Origin of the sequence: Xanthomonas protegens, assembly GCF_038442435.1 — a bacterium.
GTDB lineage: Bacteria > Pseudomonadota > Gammaproteobacteria > Xanthomonadales > Xanthomonadaceae > Xanthomonas_A > Xanthomonas_A sontii.
In genome coordinates, this window is the sequence record NZ_JAQJCQ010000021.1 from 1 (window position 1) to 16,555 (window position 16,555).

Below are 16,555 nucleotides of genomic sequence, written 5' to 3' on the forward strand. Positions count from 1 at the left end.
GCGGCTTCAGCCGCGAGGGGCGTTATCGGTAATGCCCTCGCGGCTGAAGCCGCTCCTACGAAAACATCGCGTGACAGCGATGTTTCTTTTACGAATCCCCACTCCCCACTCCCCACTCCCGAATCCCCAACCACAATGAGCTCGTCCCTGCTCGAACAACTGATCGATGCGTTCCGCGTGTTGCCTGGCGTCGGCCAGAAGACCGCGCAGCGCATGGCGTATCACGTGCTCGAGCGCGAGCGCGAAGGCGGGCAGCGGCTGGCCGAGCGCTTGCACGAGGCCATCGAGCGCATCGGCCATTGCGCGCAGTGCCGTGATTTCAGCGAGACCGAGCTCTGCGCGATCTGCGCCAGTCCCGCGCGCGACCGCCAGCAGCTGTGCGCGGTGGAATCGCCGGCCGACCGGTTGGCGATCGAGCACGCCACCGGTTACCGCGGGCTGTACTTCATCCTGCAGGGCCGGCTGTCGCCGCTGGACGGGATCGGCCCGCGCGAACTGGGCCTGGATCGGCTGGCCGCGCGGTTGGCGCAAGGCGAGGTGGCCGAGCTGATCATCGCCACCAACTCCACGGTCGAAGGCGAGGCCACCGCGCATTACCTGGCGCAACTGGCGCGCCAGCATGGCGTGCGGCCGAGCCGGCTGGCGCAGGGCCTGCCGCTGGGTGGGGAACTGGAGTACGTGGATCGCGGCACGCTGTCGCATGCCTTCGGCAGCCGCAGCGAAGTGCCGCGCACCGGCACCGGCGAGTAACCGCCGCACTCGGCTGCGGCGCGACGCCGAATTGGGCTATAACGGCGGCCCCTTCTTTCGTTCCGGGCGCGCTCCATGGACACCATCTTCGGCAAGATCATCCGTCGCGAAATTCCGGCCAGCATCGTCTACGAGGACGATGCCGTGCTCGGCTTCAAGGACATCGCGCCGCAGGCGCCGGTGCATGTGCTCTTCATCCCCAAGCAGGTGGAGATCCCGACCCTGGACGACCTGGCGCCGGAGCAGGCGACCCTGGTCGGCCGGCTGGTGCTGGCCGCGGCCAGCTATGCGCGCGAGCAGGGCCTGGCCCAGGACGGCTACCGGGTGGTGATCAACTGCCGCGAGCACGCCGGGCAGACCGTGTTCCATCTGCACCTGCATCTGCTCGCCGGTGCGCCGCTGGGGCGCTTCGGTACGCCCTGAGCAGCGGCGGGCGCGAACGTGCAGGCATAAAAAAACGCCGCTGGATCAGCGGCGTTTTTCGTTGTTGCTGACGCGGCAGGCTTACCACCAGCCCCAGCGCGGACCCCACGGGCCCCACGGGCCGCCCCAGGGGCCGTACGGGTAGGCGGGTACCACTTCGACCTGGCGCACCACCGGCCACAGGTAGACCACGTCCGCGTCCATCTTCGGCAGGCGGTAGTCGTACTCGCCGATGCGGGTGTTGTCGTAGCCGGACACGTGGCCGATGAAGGTCACCTCGCGGCCGGGCTCGAACACCGCCGGGTCGTAGAAGCCGGCGCGGCAGGCGATGAAGCGGCCATCGCTGGCGTCGGCGGCATCGCTGTCCGGGCGGCCGCTGGCATTGAGCGGGCGCGACAGCATCTGGAAGCAGGTCTGGCCCTGGCCGGGCGTGGTCTTGATGATCTTGCCGCCCCAGCGCACCGGCGCGCCGGCCTGCTGGCCGGCGACCGAGTCGCGCGGGCTGACGGGCGCGAACTGGCCCTGCAGCGGCTTGGGGGCGGTGGCGCAGGCGCCGAGCGCCAACGCAGCGATCACGGGGAACAGCAGGCGAATCTTCATCGGGATGCTCCAGTGGGCGGACGGTGCCTGCGCAGGTCGCGCAACAATGAAGCGCTGTCCGAATCAGCGCCAGCGTAGCGCGCATCGGCGAAACGCCGGCTGAGCGGAATCAGGCCCGCATCGCCGGTTTCCCGCTGTACGCGCGCCGCCCACGCCAGGGCCGGTTCGTGCGGGTCACGGCCCAGCCCACGCCGGGCGTAGCGCCGGCCCAGCGCCCGCCAGGCCCGCAGCAGCGGATCGCGTTCGCGCTCGCCGCGGGCGAGCCACCAGGCCATCGCACCCAGCAGCAATACCGCGAACCCGGCGAACAGGGCCACCAATTGGCCGGGATCCAGCTTCGGCACGCCGAATTGACTGAGCAGGCGCTGCTGGCGGTTGGCGTCGAAGGACAGCACCAGGTCGTTCCAGCCGCGTCGTGCCCAGTCGGCGAGGTCGCGCCAGCGCCAGTCTGCGGCGCCGCCCTGCGCGCCGGCATCGCTGTCCAGGCGGTCTTCCAGGGTGTCGTAGATGCGTTCCGGCGCCACCGCCGCGGTCGGGTCCACCCGCACCCAGCCGCGTTGCGGCAGCCACACCTCGGCCCAGGCGTGTGCGTCCATGCGCCGCACCACCCAGTAGTCGCCGAACGCATTGCGGGTGCCGCCGGCATAGCCGGTGACCACGCGCGCAGGAATGCCGGCGCCGCGCATCAGCACCACGAACGCCGAGCTGAAGTGCTGGCAGAACCCGGCCTTCTGCTGGAACAGGAACTCGTCCACGCCGTCGCGGCCGGGCAGCGGCGTCTCCAGGGTGTAGGCGAAGTCGCGGCGGATCCATTGCAGGGCGCGGGCGACGATCGCCGCATCGTCGGCGCCGGCCTGCTGCCGCCACTGCCGGGCCAGCGCCAGGGTGCGCGGGTTGTAGCCGGGCGGCAGCGCCAGCGCGCGCTGCCGTTGCGCCGGCGCGAGATCGGCCTCGACCCGCTGCGGCAGCGCTGACCGCAGACGCCAGCGGGTCAGCGCGCTGAGCGGGCGCTCGGTCTGCAACACGGCGTCGGCCGTCAGCCGGGTGCCGGCCGGTGCCTGCCGCGGCAGGTCCAGGGCGACCAGTTGCCGGCGGTCGGTCGGCTCCACCTCGAGCTGGTAGTCCCAGCCGCCGGGTGCGAGCTGGATCGGCGGTGCCGGCGCGAAGACGTTGTCGCGCTGCGCACGCCAGGTGCGGCCGTCGAAATCCCACAGCACCGGGCCGCGCCAGTAGCGCTGTGCCGGTGCCGGCACCGGGCCGAAAAACTGCACACGCAATGCGGGGGTGTCGTCGGCCAGCAGGTCCAGCCACTGCCCCGGACTCATCGTGTCCGACAGGCCGGGACGGCCCAGCGCACGTTCCGGTACGCCCCACAGCGGCGAGCCCAGCCGCGGGAACAGCCAGAACGCGGCCAGCGCCAGCGGCAGGCCCAACGCGAGCAGACGGCCGACGCCGCGCAACTGCCCGCGCAGCGGGCGCTGCGCGCTATGCCCTTCCTGGTCGGCCAGGCGCTGCATGCACAGCAGTGCCGCGATCACCGCGGCCAGCCCCAGCGCCATCGTCACCGGCCCCTGGTCGAGCAGGAAGGCGGCGAACGGGGCGAACAGGGCGAAGCCGAGCAGGCTGCGCGCATCGCGCAGGCTCCTCAGTTCCGAGGGCTTGATCGCCAGCATCGCCGCCAGCAGTGCGCAGCCGGTATCGCGGCCGAAGCGCAGGCCGACCTGCCAGTACAGCGCCGCGAGCATCACCGCGACCAGGACCAGGCGCAGCAGCGCCGGCAGCGGCCGCCACGCCGAACTGGCGCCGATCAGCAGCGCGGACAAGGCGATCAGCCAGGCCAGCGTCCCCGGCAACTGCAGCAGCAGCGGCAGCAAGGCCAGCAGCGCCGCGCCCAGCGCCCAGGCGCGGCTGGCGGCGTGCAGTGCGGGCGAGCGCGGCTCAGTCATGCGGCAGCAGCGCCAGCGCGCGCAGGCACACATGCCGGTGCTGCGGGCCGCGGCCCGGCCCCAGCGCCGGTTGCCCCGGCAGCAGCAGGCGGTAGCGGCGGCCGTCGCGTTCGGCTTCCTCGACCCAGCGCGCCAGCCGCGCGATGCGGCGTTCGTGCGGCAAGGCCGGCAGCGTGCGCCAGTCCAGCACCACGACCACGCCGATCGGGCGCTCGTACTCGCGCACCAGCAGGGTGTCGCGGCGCGCCGAGTGTTTCCACGCGATCGCCCGCGGCGCGTCGCCGGCGCGATACGGGCGCAGCTGGTGCAGCTCCTCGCCGAGCGCGTGCAGGCGGGTCTGGGTCGGGGTGCCGGCGCCGGCCGGCAGCGGCGGGCCGTCGGCCTCCGGTTGCGGATAGACCAGCAGCGGGGCGTCCGGCCAGAACCAGGCCCAGGCGCGCAGCAGGCCCAGCGGCTGGGTGGTGGAGACCTGGATGCGCTGCAGGTCCAGCCAGCCACGGCGTTCGGTGGGCACCTCCAGGTCGGCCTCGTTGCGGTCGTCGCGGTGCAGGTCCAGGTAGGTGTGCGCGGCACCGTGGCGCACGCGCAGGCCGCGCCGTCGGCGGCCGTCGGCGGTGGCCAGCGCCAACCGCAGGCGCAGCGGCTGCCCGGCCGCGACCGGCTCGGCCGACAGCGCCTCCAGCCGTAGCCCGGACAACTGTAGGTGCGCGCCGATGGCGCTGGCCATCGCGGCCGCGCCGAGCAGCATCGCCAGCAGCAGCGCGGGGTTGTTGTTGTAGTTCAGCGCGCCGAGCAGCATCGCCGCCAGCAGCAGCGCCAGGAAGCCGCCGAACGGCGTCGGCAGGATGTAGATGCGGCGTCGGTCCAACTGCACCGGCAGGGCTTCCGGCGCGCGCGGCGCGGCCAACTGCGCCAGTCGCTGCCGCCAGTCGCGCCGCCCGCCCGGCATCAGCGTCAGTCCACCGCGACGCTGTGCAGGATCGCCTTGGCCAGGGCCTGGCCGGAGGCCGATTCCTGCTCGGCCACCAGGCGGTGCTCGGCGACGGCCACGAACAGCGCCTGCACGTCGTCGGGCAGCACATGGCCGCGGCCGAGCAACAGCGCATGCGCCTTGGCCGCGCGCAGCAGGGCGATGCCGGCGCGCGGCGACAGGCCGACGCGCACGCCCGGGTGCTGGCGGCTGCGCGCCAGCAGCGCCTGCACGTAGCCGACCAGCGCCTCGCTGGCGTGGATCTGCTCCACGCCCTGCCGCAGCGTGGCCATGTCGGCCTCGCCGAGCAGCGGCTGCGCCTGTGCGATGAGGTCGCGGCGATCGCTGCCGCTGAGCAGCGCGCGTTCGGCCTCGGCGTTGGGATACCCCAGCGCCAGCCGCAGCAGGAAGCGGTCCAGTTGCGAGTCGGGCAGCGGGAACGTGCCCGACAGGTCCACCGGGTTCTGCGTGGCGATGACGAAGAACGGCGACGGCAGCGGATGGGTGGTGCCGTCGAGCGTGACCTGCTGTTCGGCCATCGCTTCCAGCAGCGCGCTCTGCGTGCGCGGCGGCGCGCGATTGATCTCGTCGGCGAGCAGCACGTGGGTGAACACCGGGCCGGGGTGGAACTGGAACTGGCGCGACTGCGCGTCGTATACCGACACGCCGAGCACATCGGCCGGCAACAGATCGGAGGTGAACTGCACGCGCTGGAAGCCCAGCCCCAGGCTCGCCGCCAGCGCATGCGCCAGCGTGGTCTTGCCCAGGCCGGGCAGATCCTCGATCAGCAGATGTCCACCGGACAGCAGGGCGACAAACGCCATGCGCACCTGTTGCGGCTTGCCCAGAACCAGCGCATTGACCTGCTGCTGGGCGCGCGTGAGCGCCTCGCGCAACGTATCGGTTAGCATTTCCGGCAAGCGGAGCGGAGTAGGCATCGCATTCTCGCAACGGTTTCAGGGAGTGTACGGGCAATGCAAGGGGAACAACGTGCACGCAGCGTCTTCATCGTGCTGTGGACGCTCGTCACCGCCGCCAAACTGCTGGTCGCCGCGCGCCTGCCCTTGTTCGTGGACGAGGCATTCTATTGGCAGGAAGGCCAGCATCTGGCGCTGGCCTACTCGGACCTGCCCGGGCTGACCGCGTGGCTGGCGCGGCTGGGCGTGGCGTTCGGTGGCGACCACCTGCTGGCACTGCGCGCACCCTTCCTGCTGCTGGGCGCGGCAGTGCCGTGGCTGATCGCACGCATCGCCACGCGCTGGTTTGGTGCGGTGGCGGGCTGGCGCGCCGGCAGCCTGGCCTTGCTGATGCCGTTGTCCGGCACCCTGGGCATCCTGGCGCTGCCGGACGTGCCGATGGCGCTGGCGACGATCCTGTGCATCGACGCCACCGCGCGGCTGTTGCGCCAGACCGAAGCGATGAGCGCGGTGGAGTTGGCGCTGGGCCTGGTCATCGGCGCGCTGAGCCATTACCGCTTCGTCGGCGTGATCGGCGTCGGCGCGATCGCGCTGCTGCTGATCCCGCAGGGCCGGCGCATGCTGCGCGATCCGCAGGTGTGGGTGGCCATGGCGCTGGGCATGGTCGCCTGGCTGCCGCTGCTGGCCTGGAACGCGGACAACGGCGAGGCCGGTCTCAAGTTCCAGTTGGTCGACCGTCATCCCTGGAGTTTCCAGCCCGCCGGCATCGCCTTCCTGCTGATCCAGTTGCTGCTGGTCACGCCGCTGCTGGCGGTGGCGATGACCAAGGTGGCGCTGATGGCCACGCGCGGCGGCAGCAGCGGCACGCGCGTGCAGTGGCGGTATTTCGGCCTGCTCGGTGGGGTGTCCACGCTGGGCATCTTCCTGCTCGGGTTCTTCACCGACGCCGAGCGGGTCAGCTTCCACTGGCCGCTGCCGGGTTATCTGGCGCTGCTGATCGCCACCCCGGTGATTCTCAACGGCTGGAGCAAGCCGCTGCGCCGCGCCACCTGGCTGCTGGCCGGGCTGGGCCTGGTCGGTGCGTTCGGTTACTACCTGGCGGTGTCGGTGCCGGCGGTGCGCGAGCATACCGCCGGCGACAAGTATTACCCGCGCAACTTCGCCGGCTGGCGGCCGCTGGCCGGCGCGGTGCGGCGCGAACTGGCGAGCATGCCGCCCGGCACCAAGGTGCTGGCGGACAACTTCAAGGTCGGTGCCGAACTCGGCTTCGAACTGCGTGACCCGAGCATCCAGGTGTTGCCGCATCCGTTGAACGACAAGCACGGACGCAGTGCACAGCTGCAGCAGTGGGGCCTGCTCAGCGACGGCCACCGCGACGCTCCGCGGCTGCTGGTGCTCTCGCCCAGCGACATGAAGTACCGGCTGCTGCTGCAGCGCTACCACGCGGTCTGCGACCTGGTCGGCCCGCTGCCGCCGCCGCGGGTGGTGTCCAGCGACCACGGCAGCCAGCGTTTCCTGCTGTTCGCGCTGCCGGCGCAGCGTGCGAACGGCCCTTGCACCACGCCGGCGATGGCCTGGTTCAACACGCCGGACGTCGACGCCAGCGTCGGCCGCCGCTTCGACGTGTCCGGCTGGGCGTTCAAGGACGGCGTGGGGATCGACCGGGTCGAGGTGCTGCTCGACGGCAAGGTCGCGGCGCAGGCGCACTACGGCCAGTTCTACGACGTCACCAAATTCTGGAAGATCTCCACCGATCCCGGCCATCCCAACATCGGCTTCAGCGCCACCATCGATGCCAGCGGCCTGGCGCCGGGTACGCACTGGCTGGGCCTGCGCCTGCACGGCCGCGACGGCAGCGTCGAGGACTGGTGGGAGCAACCGATCGTGCTGCGCCCGCACTGAGCTAGGATGGCGCGCCTTTCCGCCGTCGCGCAGGACCGCACGCCGCCCATGTCCAGTTTCCCTTCCGATCGCCCCGCGGCCGCGCCGCGGATCGCGGTGCTGGTGCCCTGCCACAACGAGGCGGCCACCATCGGCCGGGTCGTGGCCGATTTCGCCACGCATCTGCCGGGCGCGCAGGTCCACGTGTTCGACAACAATTCCAGCGACGCCACCATCGCCCGTGCGCGTGCGGCCGGTGCGGTGGTGCGCGAGGTCGCGCTGCAGGGCAAGGGCAACGTGGTGCGGCGCCTGTTTGCCGACATCGAGGCCGACGTCTACGTGCTGGTCGATGGCGATGCGACCTACGACGCGGCGATGGCGCCGGCGCTGGTCGAGCGCCTGCTGCGCGACGGACTGGACATGGTGGTCGGCGCGCGCCGCAGCGACGAAGCGGCGGCCTACCGCGCCGGCCATCGCACCGGCAACGTGCTGCTGACCCGCTGCGTGGGTTTCCTGTTCGGTCGCAGCTTCGACGACATGCTGTCCGGCTACCGGGTGTTCTCGCGGCGCTACGTGAAGTCGTTTCCCGCACATGCGGCCGGCTTCGAGACCGAGACCGAACTGGCGGTGCACGCGCTGCAGCTGCGCATGCCGGTGGCGGAAGTGGACACCGCCTATGGCGCGCGTCCGGAGGGGTCGCAGAGCAAGCTGCGTACCTGGCACGACGGCACCCGCATCCTGTTGACCATCCTGCGCCTGTTCAAGGCCGAGCGGCCCTTGCTGTTCTTCTCGCTGGGCTTCGGCGCCTGCGTGCTGCTGGCGCTGGCGCTGGCGGTGCCGCTGTTGCTGACCTATCTGCAGACCGGCCTGGTGCCGCGGTTTCCCACCGCGATCCTGTGCTCGGCGCTGGTCCTGCTCGGCGTGCTGCTGCTGGCCTGCGGGCTGATCCTGGACACGGTCACGCGCGGCCGCATCGAGGCCAAGCGCCTGGCCTACCTGGCGATCCCGGCCTGGCCGGCGGCGGACGCGCAGGGTGCGCATCATGGTGACGGCGCATGAGCACGACCGCTGCTGCCGCGGCGCTGCCGCGCCTGACGCGCCGCCAGCGCCTGCTGGCCGCGCTGGATCGCCGCTTCGCCTTCCAAAGCCGCGGCAACGTGATCGCTGCCGGTGTGGCGGTCGCGCTGCTGGGCGGATTGCTGTCGCTGTGGCTGGGTCAGGACGCCAACTGGGACCTGCGCAACTACCACCTGTACAACGGCTACGCCGCATTGCACGGCCGCCTCGGCATCGACCTGGCGCCGGCGCAGATGCAGAGCTACTTCAATCCGCTGCTGGACGTGCTGCATTACGCGCTGTTCGTCGGCCTGCCTGCGCCGCTGGCCGGGTTCGTGATGGGCGTGCTGCACGCACTGGCGTTCCTGCTGCTGGCGGGCATCGTCTGGCAGGTGCTGGACCCGCGGCTGGACCGCGCGCGGCTGGCGCCGTGGCTGGCGTTGGCGGGGCTGTGCAGCGCCGCGTTCCTGTCCGAGTTCGCCGGCACCATGGCCGACAACACCAGCGCCCTGCCGATGCTGGGCGCGCTGCTCGCCGCCCTGCATGCGCAACGCCGCCAGCAGGCCGCGGGGCAGGGCGTGGCGCTGGGCTGGTGGACGCTGGCGGGCGTCCTGCTCGGGCTGGCGATGGCCTGCAAACTGACCAATGCGCTGTTCGCGCTGGCGCTGGGCGTGGCCGCGCTGGTCGCCGGCGGTCGCCCGCGGCAGCGTATTGGCGGCGCAGCGGTGCTGACCGTGGTGACCCTGCTCAGCTTCGCGCTGCTGGCCGGGCCGTGGCTGCTGCGGGTCTGGCAGACCTTCGGCAATCCGCTGTTCCCGCAGTTCAACAGTCACTTCCTGGCGCCGCTGGCGCAGCCGGTGGCGGTCAGCGACACGCGCTGGTTGCCGAAGACGTTGTGGGAGTGGCTGACCTGGCCGCTGCAGTTCTCGCTGGCGCCGAATCGGGTCAGCGAGGTGCGTCTGCGGCAACTGGTGTGGCCGCTGCTGTATCTGCTGGGCCTGGTCGCGTTGCTGCGCTGGGTGCTGCGGCGTCCGCGCGCCTCCGCGCCGGCGGAGGTGGTCGCGCCGGCGTGGCGCGCGGTGCTGGTGTTCGTGGTGGTCGCCTTCCTTGCCTGGCAGGCGGCCTTCAGCATCCAGCGCTACCTGGTGGTGCCGGAGCTGCTGGCGCCGCTGCTGCTGTGGGTGGGGCTGCGGCGGCTGCTGCCGACGCGCATCGCCGCCCCAGCGGCGCGTTGGACCCTGATCGCCTGTGCGGCCTTTGCGCTGTATGGCTGGGGCGACTGGGGCCACGAGCGCTGGGCGCGGCAGGCGTTCCGGGTGCAGGCCCCGCCGATGCCGCAGCCCGAGCGCAGCCTGGTGTTGCTGGTCGGCGATGCACCGGAGTCCTGGCGCATCCCGTTCCTGCCCGAGCAGGCGGCGTACGCGTCGGTCGCCTCCAATTTCCCGGAAACGCCGGCCTACGCCGCGCGGGTGCGCGCGATGCTGGCGGCGCGCGGGCAGGGCTATGCGCTGTTGCCGGCAGAGGTGGATCGCAACGTCGAACGCCTGCAGCGGCTCAATGCCGTGGCCGCGCGCCTGGGTCTGGATCGCGGCCCGGACTGCGCGCTGATGCGGCGTCTGGCGCGGCGCCCGGTGCGCGCCGGCGTGGAGGTGGATGCCGGTCGTTGTCGCTGGGTGCTGCTGCCGGAACGGGCCGTGGATGTCGCCGCCGCGGACCGCCAGACCCAGGCGCTGGCCGCGCAGCAACTGGCGCGCTACGGCCTGGCGCTGCAGCCGGGCTCGTGCCAGCTCCATGCGTCCTGGGTCGGGCAGGCGCGCTTCCCGTACCAGTGGTGCCGGCTGCAGTAAGGAGTAGCACCTGTCGGCCGGCTAGGGCAGGGTATAGCCGGCCTCGCGCAGCAACCCGGACAGCGCGATCAACGGCAGGCCGATCAGCGCGGTCGGGTCCTGGGTCTGGATCGCGCGGAACAGGCTGATGCCCAGGCCTTCGCACTTGAAGCTGCCGGCGCAGTCCAACGGCTGTTCGGCGGCGACGTAGCGGGCGATGGCCTCGGCCTGCAGGTCGCGGAACTGCACTTCGGTGAGGTCGCAGGCGTGCAGGGTGTGCGTGCCGCGCTGCAGGCAGACCGCGGTGTGGAAGCGCACGCTGCGCCCGGACATGGCGGCCAACTGCGCGTGTGCCGCGGCGACATTGCCGGGCTTGCCCAGCGGTTGGCCGTCCAGTTCGGCGACCTGGTCCGAGCCGATCACCCAGGCCTCTCCATCGGTGGCCGCGACCGCCTCCGCCTTGGCCGCGGCCAGCCGCTGCGCCAGCGCCAGCGGCGCTTCGCCGGGCAGCGGGGTCTCGTCGACCTGCGGGCGCGCGCAGTCGAAGGGCAGGCGCAGCCGCTGCAGCAGTTCGCGGCGGTAGGCGGAGGTGGAAGCCAGGATCAGCGCGGGCATCGGCGGAAGGGCGGGCGGCGGCAGGCCGGGGCCGGCAGTCTGCGGCGGCCGGCGCGGACCGGCAAGGCAGTTCGGGCCGGGCTGACAGCGGCCCCGGGGGCGGTTTGACAGCGGCCCCCGCAGTCCTTAACATTCTGCGGCTTATGTCCGCGAACGTGCCCGAACTGTTGGATGCCTGGCGGATGGTCGCAGCGCGCAGGGTCTTCGAAGACCGCCTGCCGCTCTCGGCGATGACCCGTCTGCAAGGCAGCCTGGCCGACACCGAAGGCGAATGCCGCTACACGCTGGAATTCGGCCGCGACGCTGTACTGCAAGTGTCCTATGTCGAACTGAAGATCGAAACCGAGCTGCCGCTGATCTGTCAGCGCAGCCTGCAGCGCTTCCTGCTGCCGGTGTCGAGCGTGCAGCGGCTGGGGCTGATCCGCAGCGAGGAAGAAGAAGCCGCGCTGCCGCCGGATCACGAGGCCTTGCTGGTGCCGGAAGACGGCATGCTGCGGCCGGCCGATCTGGTCGAGGACGAGCTGGTGCTGGCGGTACCGTTGGTGCCGGTGGCGCCCGGAAGCGAGGCGGTCGATCGCGACTGGCCGGCGACCGAGGAAGAAACGAGCAAGGTCAACCCGTTCGCGGCGTTGGCGGCGCTGAAGAAACAGTAGCGGTCGGTCCGCCTGCCGCTGCCTGAGGTTGTTGCCGGACGCGCGCGTCCTGCGCGACGTAATGACGACAGATGTAAACGAACCGAGTTTGGAGCAATCCCATGGCTGTGCAGAAATCCCGTGTCACCCCGTCCCGCCGCGGCCAGCGCCGTTCGCACGACGCCCTCAGCGCCAAGCAGCTGTCGACCGATCCGACCAGCGGCGAGATCCACCTGCGCCACCACGTCACCGCCGACGGTTACTACCGTGGCAAGAAGGTGATCGCCACCAAGACCGCGCAGGTCGAAGAAGATTGATCCGTGCCCGTCCACCGCGCTGCGGCGGACGGAGTCACCCATCTTCACAGGCCGCGCCGCACCGGGGCGGCCTGCGTAACAGGCAACAGGAACCAGCATGAGCAAGCGGATCTATTCCAGGATCGCGGGCACCGGCAGCTATTTGCCTGAAAAAGTGTTGACCAACGACGATCTGTCGCACATGGTCGACACCAGCGACGAATGGATCCGCAGCCGTACCGGCATCCGCGAGCGGCACATCGCCGCCCCCGGCCAGACCGCCGGCGACCTGGGCTACGAGGCCGCGCTGAAGGCCATCGAAGCCGCCGGCATCGATGCCGCCGAACTCGACATGATCGTGGTCGGCACCACCACGCCGGACCTGATCTTCCCGTCCACCGCCTGCCTGATCCAGGCCCGCCTCGGCGTGGTCGGCTGCCCGGCGCTGGACGTCAACGCCGCCTGTTCGGGCTTCGTCTACGCGCTCAGCGTGGCCGACAAGTTCATCCGCAGCGGCGACGCCAAGACCGTGCTGGTGATCGGCACCGAAACCCTCAGCCGCATCGTCGACTGGACCGAGCGCACCACCTGCGTGCTGTTCGGCGACGGCGCCGGCGCGGTGGTCCTGCGTGCCGATGACGACACCGGCATCCTCAGCACCCATCTGCATGCCGACGGCAGCAAGAAGGAACTGCTGTGGAATCCGGTCGGCATCGCCACCGGCCTGGGCGACGGCACTGGCGACCCGGCTGCCGGCGGCATCCAGATGAAGGGCAGCGAGGTATTCAAGTACGCGGTCAAGGCGCTGGACGCCGTGGTCGACGAGACCCTCGAGGCCAACGGCCTGGACAAGCACGACCTGGACTGGCTGATCCCGCACCAGGCCAACCTGCGCATCATCGAAGCCACCGCCAAGCGCCTGGACCTGCCGATGGAGCAGGTGGTGGTGACGGTGGACATCCACGGCAACACCTCGTCCGCCTCGGTGCCGATGGCGCTGGACGTGGCGGTGCGCTCGGGCCGCGTGCAGCGCGGCCAACTGCTGCTGCTGGAAGCCTTCGGCGGCGGGTTCACCTGGGGCTCGGCGCTGCTGCGCTACTGAGAGGCCCCTGTGCCCGGCGCCGATGGCGCCGCGCACGCGACGGCCGCACCGATGACGGTGCGGCGTCGCACGATCCAAGGAGCGATGCGATGGCCGAGCCCATCCTCATCGACGGCCAGCGCGTCTGGCTCAAACAGTACGGCATGCAGTCGCGGCGGCTGGCATTGGCGGCGTTGCGCCTGGTCGCGCGCTGCCTGCATCTGCATGCCTTGCGACCGCCGCCGCACCATGGCGGCGAGCGTGCGCGGCAGGTCGAGGCGCGGCGCCTGGCCGAGCTGCGCGCGCAGGCGGTGCATGTGCCGGACGTGCTCGGTGGCGGGCGTGCCGCGCTGGTCATCAGCGACAACGGGCAATCGCTGGCGCACTGCCTGCGCCAGGCGCAGCACGCGCCGCGGCGGCTGGACGCCTTGGTCGCCGCCGCCGTGGCGGCGATCGCCGCCGCGCACCGCCGGGGCGCCTACCTGGGCCAGCCGTTGCCGCGCAACATGACCTACGACGGCGCCTGCGTGGGCTTCCTGGATTTCGAGGAAGACCCGCTGGAAGTGATGACGCTGGAGCAGGCGCAGGCCCGCGATTGGTTGCTGTTCGGCTACGGCGTGGCCAAGTACTACGACAGCCGGCCGCAGGCGCTGGGCGGCCTGATGCGGGCCGCGCTGCGCGATGCGCGTGCGCCGGTGCGCGACCAGACCCACCAGGTGACTGCACGCCTGCAGCGGCTGGCGCGGGCCGCGGCGCGCTGCGGGCGCTCGGCACGCGCGCTGGCGCACGCGATCCTGGTGCTGCATGCGGCCAGCGTGGCGCGCGTTGGGGTGGCCATGGCGGTGCTGGCGGATTGGTGCAGCGACGGCGATCTCGACCTGCTGCAGTGGCTGCTCTAGCGTGCCGAGCCGCGCGCTGCTCCGTGGCGCAGGGCACGGGCGTGGCGCGCGGGGCGTGGTGGCACGTGCCGGGCATGCAACTGCCGGTTTGCGTCAACGGCCGCAGCACGTGCGCAGGTCGCTGCAGGGCGGCCGAGGCGATGCGGCGGGCCATCGGTGGCAACGCGGATCTGCATGGGGCGACCGATCGTCCACGGCGCGCGCCCGGCACGCGCCGCGCGGGCGACTCCCCGAGCGATCGCCCGCTGGCGTGCCGCGCGGGACGCCTTCACATACGCCCGGGTACAGACGCCCGGCCGGTTTCGCCCGTATCATCGCCGCTCGATTTTCGCAGGGCCAACCGCGTGACCGATTCCACACTCGCCTTCGTCTTCCCCGGCCAGGGTTCGCAATCGCTGGGCATGCTGGCCGAACTGGCCGAATTGCATCCGCAGCTGCGCGACAGCTTCGCCGAAGCCTCCGAGGGCGCCGGCGTGGACCTGTGGGCGCTGAGCCAGGGCGGCCCAGAAGAGATGCTCAACCGCACCGAGTACACCCAGCCGGCGCTGCTGGCCGCAAGCGTGGCGCTGTGGCGGCTGTGGCTGGCCGAGGGCGGGGCGCGTCCGGCGCAACTGGCCGGGCACAGCCTGGGCGAGTACAGCGCGCTGGTCGCCGCCGGCGCCCTGTCGCTGCACGACGGCGCGCACCTGGTGCGGCTGCGCGGGCAGCTGATGCAGGACGCCGCGCCGGCCGGCGTGGGCGCGATGGCCGCCGTGCTCGGCGCCGAGGACGCGGTGGTCGAAGAGGTCTGCGCGCAGGCCGCGGGCAGCCAGGTGGTGGTGCCGGCCAACTACAACTCGCCGGGGCAGGTGGTGATCGGCGGCGATGCCGCGGCGGTCGACCGCGCGCTGGCGCTGCTGGCCGAGCGCGGCGTGCGCAAGGCGGTGAAGCTGGCGGTCAGCGTGCCTTCGCACACCCCGCTGATGCGCGAGGCGGCCAACCGCCTGGCCGAAGCGATGCGCGGGCTGGCTTGGCAGGCGCCGCAGCTGCCGGTGGTGCAGAACGCCGATGCGCAGGTGCACGAGGGCGTCGAGGCGATCCGCCAGGCGCTGGTCGAGCAGTTGTACCTGCCGGTGCGCTGGACCGGCTGCGTGCAGGCGCTGGCCGCCGGCGGCGCCACCCGACTGGCCGAGTGCGGCCCGGGCAAGGTGCTGACCGGGTTGGTCAAGCGCATCGACAAATCGCTCGACGGCCGCGCCCTGGGCACGCCCGCCGAGTTCGCCGGCGCGCGCGAGGCCTGGGCCTCCTGATCGCCGGCCGCCGCGCGGTGCGTGTCGCGCCCGCGCCGGCCTCCTTCTCCTTCCCCGGCGCCATGCGCCGTACGTCTCCAAGGAAACGCAGATGAGCAAGCCATTGCAGGGCGAGATCGCGCTGGTCACCGGCGCCAGCCGCGGCATCGGTGCCGCCATCGCCGACGAACTGGCCGCGCAGGGCGCCACCGTCATCGGCACCGCCACCTCCGACGCCGGCGCGCAGGCGATCGGCGCGCGCCTGGCCGCCCACGGCGGCCATGGCCGCGCGCTGGACGTCACCGACGGCGCCGCGGTCGATGCGCTGATCGAGGCGATCGCCAAGGAATTCGGCCCGGTCTCGATCCTGGTCAACAACGCCGGCATCACCCGCGACAACCTGCTGATGCGGATGAAGGACGACGACTGGCAGGCGATCATCGACACCAACCTGACCAGCGTGTTCCGCACCTCCAAGGCGGTGCTGCGCGGCATGATGAAGGCGCGCAAGGGCCGCATCGTCAACATCGCGTCGGTGGTCGGCGTGACCGGCAACCCGGGCCAGGCCAACTACGCCGCGGCCAAGGCCGGCATCATCGCCTTCTCCAAGTCGATGGCCAAGGAAATCGGCTCGCGCGGCATCACCGTCAACGTGGTCGCGCCGGGCTTCATCGACACCGACATGACCAAGGCGCTGCCGGAAGCGCAGCGCACCGCGCTGCTGGAGCAGATCGCACTCGGCCAGCTCGGCCAGCCATCCGACATCGCCAATGCGGTGGCGTTCCTGGCCGGGCCCGGCGCCGGCTACATCACCGGCGAAACCCTGCACGTGAACGGCGGGATGTACATGCCGTGAGCCTGCGGCGCAGCGGACGCGCCTAAGTGGCTGATCGGCCGGCATTTGTGCAGTGCTGCAAGGGCCAGTCGGTTTCCACTACACTACCCAACGCGGCCATCGCAGCCCGATGGCGTTTTGTGAGTCCCTCACAGGAGCACCGCACATCCGTGTGCGGGGATCCTAAAACTCGAACCACCACTACTCCATCTGGAGCGATATCCCAATGAGCACCATCGAAGAACGCGTCAAGAAAATCGTCGTCGAACAACTCGGCGTCAAGGAAGAAGAAGTCACCAACAACGCATCGTTCGTCGATGACCTGGGTGCCGACTCGCTGGACACCGTCGAGCTGGTGATGGCCCTGGAAGAAGAGTTCGAGTGCGAGATTCCGGACGAAGAAGCCGAGAAGATCACCTCGGTGCAGCAGGCCATCGACTACGTCAAGGCGCACGTCAAGAGCTGAGGCTGCGTTCTCGATCGCCATCGGCGCCTGCGTGGGCCCGATGCGCGTGACAATCCCATGGGGCCGCGCATGCGGCCCTGTGTTTTTACAGCGT

17 protein-coding genes are annotated in these 16,555 nt (G+C 71.3%); 12 read left to right on the forward strand and 5 right to left on the reverse strand.

Going from position 1 to position 16,555, the window contains the following annotated elements:
- The first annotated feature begins 135 nt into the window (after nucleotides 1-135).
- Nucleotides 136-750 carry a recombination mediator RecR gene (gene recR / locus PIQ37_RS18955; protein WP_342074656.1) on the forward strand — a complete coding sequence of 205 codons (615 nt, stop codon included), beginning with the start codon at nucleotides 136-138 and terminating at the stop codon, nucleotides 748-750.
- A 75-nt stretch (nucleotides 751-825) separates the two neighbouring features.
- Nucleotides 826-1,173 (forward strand): histidine triad nucleotide-binding protein, encoded by a 348-nt coding sequence (locus PIQ37_RS18960; protein WP_010342491.1) that lies wholly within the window; start codon nucleotides 826-828, stop codon nucleotides 1,171-1,173.
- 81 nt (nucleotides 1,174-1,254) lie between these two features.
- On the opposite strand, the gene PIQ37_RS18965 is transcribed toward PIQ37_RS18960, so the two are convergent.
- The 4 genes from PIQ37_RS18965 to PIQ37_RS18980 are packed head-to-tail and all read right to left on the reverse strand — an operon-like array spanning nucleotide 1,255 to nucleotide 5,627.
- Complete coding sequence (locus PIQ37_RS18965; RefSeq protein ID WP_017914772.1) at nucleotides 1,255-1,773, reverse strand: Slp family lipoprotein; 519 nt, start codon at nucleotides 1,771-1,773, stop codon at nucleotides 1,255-1,257.
- On the reverse strand, nucleotides 1,770-3,719 hold the full coding sequence (locus PIQ37_RS18970) for a DUF3488 and transglutaminase-like domain-containing protein (protein WP_342074657.1): 1,950 nt from the start codon (nucleotides 3,717-3,719) through the stop codon (nucleotides 1,770-1,772). Before PIQ37_RS18970 ends, PIQ37_RS18965 begins: the two co-directional genes overlap by 4 nt.
- Entirely contained in the window at nucleotides 3,712-4,668 is a 957-nt protein-coding gene (locus PIQ37_RS18975) for a DUF58 domain-containing protein (RefSeq protein WP_342074658.1), read from the reverse strand. Before PIQ37_RS18975 ends, PIQ37_RS18970 begins: the two co-directional genes overlap by 8 nt.
- Before the next feature lie 5 nt (nucleotides 4,669-4,673).
- Entirely contained in the window at nucleotides 4,674-5,627 is a 954-nt protein-coding gene (locus tag PIQ37_RS18980) for an AAA family ATPase (protein WP_342074659.1), read from the reverse strand.
- Between the two features lie 36 nt (nucleotides 5,628-5,663).
- On the opposite strand from PIQ37_RS18980, the gene PIQ37_RS18985 reads away from it, so the two are divergent.
- The 3 genes from PIQ37_RS18985 to PIQ37_RS18995 are packed head-to-tail and all read left to right on the forward strand — an operon-like array spanning nucleotide 5,664 to nucleotide 10,390.
- Nucleotides 5,664-7,508, forward strand: a complete 1,845-nt coding sequence (locus PIQ37_RS18985; RefSeq protein WP_342074660.1) for a glycosyltransferase family 39 protein — start codon at nucleotides 5,664-5,666, stop codon at nucleotides 7,506-7,508.
- Nucleotides 7,509-7,556: 48 nt separating this feature from the next.
- A complete protein-coding gene (locus PIQ37_RS18990) occupies nucleotides 7,557-8,546 on the forward strand; it encodes a glycosyltransferase family 2 protein (protein WP_342074661.1) in 990 nt (329 codons plus the stop codon).
- Complete coding sequence (locus PIQ37_RS18995; RefSeq protein ID WP_342074662.1) at nucleotides 8,543-10,390, forward strand: hypothetical protein; 1,848 nt, start codon at nucleotides 8,543-8,545, stop codon at nucleotides 10,388-10,390. The genes PIQ37_RS18990 and PIQ37_RS18995 overlap by 4 nt, the downstream gene beginning before the upstream one ends.
- Before the next feature lie 21 nt (nucleotides 10,391-10,411).
- On the opposite strand, the gene PIQ37_RS19000 is transcribed toward PIQ37_RS18995, so the two are convergent.
- Nucleotides 10,412-10,984, reverse strand: coding sequence for a Maf family nucleotide pyrophosphatase (locus PIQ37_RS19000; RefSeq protein ID WP_342074663.1), 573 nt, complete (start codon nucleotides 10,982-10,984; stop codon nucleotides 10,412-10,414).
- 143 nt (nucleotides 10,985-11,127) lie between these two features.
- Between PIQ37_RS19000 and PIQ37_RS19005 the strand changes: the two genes are divergently transcribed.
- The 7 genes from PIQ37_RS19005 (at nucleotide 11,128) to acpP (ending at nucleotide 16,461) form a co-directional block, all read left to right on the forward strand.
- Complete coding sequence (locus PIQ37_RS19005) at nucleotides 11,128-11,637, forward strand: YceD family protein (RefSeq protein WP_010342480.1); 510 nt, start codon at nucleotides 11,128-11,130, stop codon at nucleotides 11,635-11,637.
- Between the two features lie 101 nt (nucleotides 11,638-11,738).
- Nucleotides 11,739-11,933 carry a 50S ribosomal protein L32 gene (rpmF, locus tag PIQ37_RS19010; protein ID WP_010342479.1) on the forward strand — a complete coding sequence of 65 codons (195 nt, stop codon included), beginning with the start codon at nucleotides 11,739-11,741 and terminating at the stop codon, nucleotides 11,931-11,933.
- A 97-nt stretch (nucleotides 11,934-12,030) separates the two neighbouring features.
- The gene (locus PIQ37_RS19015) at nucleotides 12,031-13,014 is read left to right on the forward strand and encodes a beta-ketoacyl-ACP synthase III (RefSeq protein ID WP_267097022.1); all 984 of its coding nucleotides are present in this window, start codon (nucleotides 12,031-12,033) and stop codon (nucleotides 13,012-13,014) included.
- A gap of 89 nt (nucleotides 13,015-13,103) precedes the next feature.
- Nucleotides 13,104-13,892, forward strand: a complete 789-nt coding sequence (locus PIQ37_RS19020) for a BUD32 family EKC/KEOPS complex subunit (protein ID WP_342074664.1) — start codon at nucleotides 13,104-13,106, stop codon at nucleotides 13,890-13,892.
- 344 nt (nucleotides 13,893-14,236) lie between these two features.
- On the forward strand, nucleotides 14,237-15,181 hold the full coding sequence (gene fabD, locus PIQ37_RS19025; protein WP_342074665.1) for an ACP S-malonyltransferase: 945 nt from the start codon (nucleotides 14,237-14,239) through the stop codon (nucleotides 15,179-15,181).
- 91 nt (nucleotides 15,182-15,272) lie between these two features.
- Nucleotides 15,273-16,016, forward strand: a complete 744-nt coding sequence (fabG, locus tag PIQ37_RS19030; RefSeq protein WP_010342476.1) for a 3-oxoacyl-ACP reductase FabG — start codon at nucleotides 15,273-15,275, stop codon at nucleotides 16,014-16,016.
- Between the two features lie 205 nt (nucleotides 16,017-16,221).
- On the forward strand, nucleotides 16,222-16,461 hold the full coding sequence (gene acpP, locus PIQ37_RS19035) for an acyl carrier protein (protein ID WP_010342475.1): 240 nt from the start codon (nucleotides 16,222-16,224) through the stop codon (nucleotides 16,459-16,461).
- Nucleotides 16,462-16,555: the final 94 nt, after the last annotated feature.

Bases quoted from the DNA above. Each gene is read 5' to 3' on its own strand.
- recR (WP_342074656.1), top strand. From the start codon at position 136: ATGAGCTCGTCCCTGCTCGAACAACTGATCGATGCGTTCCGCGTGTTG.
- PIQ37_RS18960 (WP_010342491.1), top strand. From the start codon at position 826: ATGGACACCATCTTCGGCAAGATCATCCGTCGCGAAATTCCGGCCAGC.
- PIQ37_RS18965 (WP_017914772.1), bottom strand. From the start codon at position 1,773: ATGAAGATTCGCCTGCTGTTCCCCGTGATCGCTGCGTTGGCGCTCGGC.
- PIQ37_RS18970 (WP_342074657.1), bottom strand. From the start codon at position 3,719: ATGACTGAGCCGCGCTCGCCCGCACTGCACGCCGCCAGCCGCGCCTGG.
- PIQ37_RS18975 (WP_342074658.1), bottom strand. From the start codon at position 4,668: ATGCCGGGCGGGCGGCGCGACTGGCGGCAGCGACTGGCGCAGTTGGCC.
- PIQ37_RS18980 (WP_342074659.1), bottom strand. From the start codon at position 5,627: ATGCCTACTCCGCTCCGCTTGCCGGAAATGCTAACCGATACGTTGCGC.
- PIQ37_RS18985 (WP_342074660.1), top strand. From the start codon at position 5,664: ATGCAAGGGGAACAACGTGCACGCAGCGTCTTCATCGTGCTGTGGACG.
- PIQ37_RS18990 (WP_342074661.1), top strand. From the start codon at position 7,557: ATGTCCAGTTTCCCTTCCGATCGCCCCGCGGCCGCGCCGCGGATCGCG.
- PIQ37_RS18995 (WP_342074662.1), top strand. From the start codon at position 8,543: ATGAGCACGACCGCTGCTGCCGCGGCGCTGCCGCGCCTGACGCGCCGC.
- PIQ37_RS19000 (WP_342074663.1), bottom strand. From the start codon at position 10,984: ATGCCCGCGCTGATCCTGGCTTCCACCTCCGCCTACCGCCGCGAACTG.
- PIQ37_RS19005 (WP_010342480.1), top strand. From the start codon at position 11,128: ATGTCCGCGAACGTGCCCGAACTGTTGGATGCCTGGCGGATGGTCGCA.
- rpmF (WP_010342479.1), top strand. From the start codon at position 11,739: ATGGCTGTGCAGAAATCCCGTGTCACCCCGTCCCGCCGCGGCCAGCGC.
- PIQ37_RS19015 (WP_267097022.1), top strand. From the start codon at position 12,031: ATGAGCAAGCGGATCTATTCCAGGATCGCGGGCACCGGCAGCTATTTG.
- PIQ37_RS19020 (WP_342074664.1), top strand. From the start codon at position 13,104: ATGGCCGAGCCCATCCTCATCGACGGCCAGCGCGTCTGGCTCAAACAG.
- fabG (WP_010342476.1), top strand. From the start codon at position 15,273: ATGAGCAAGCCATTGCAGGGCGAGATCGCGCTGGTCACCGGCGCCAGC.
- acpP (WP_010342475.1), top strand. From the start codon at position 16,222: ATGAGCACCATCGAAGAACGCGTCAAGAAAATCGTCGTCGAACAACTC.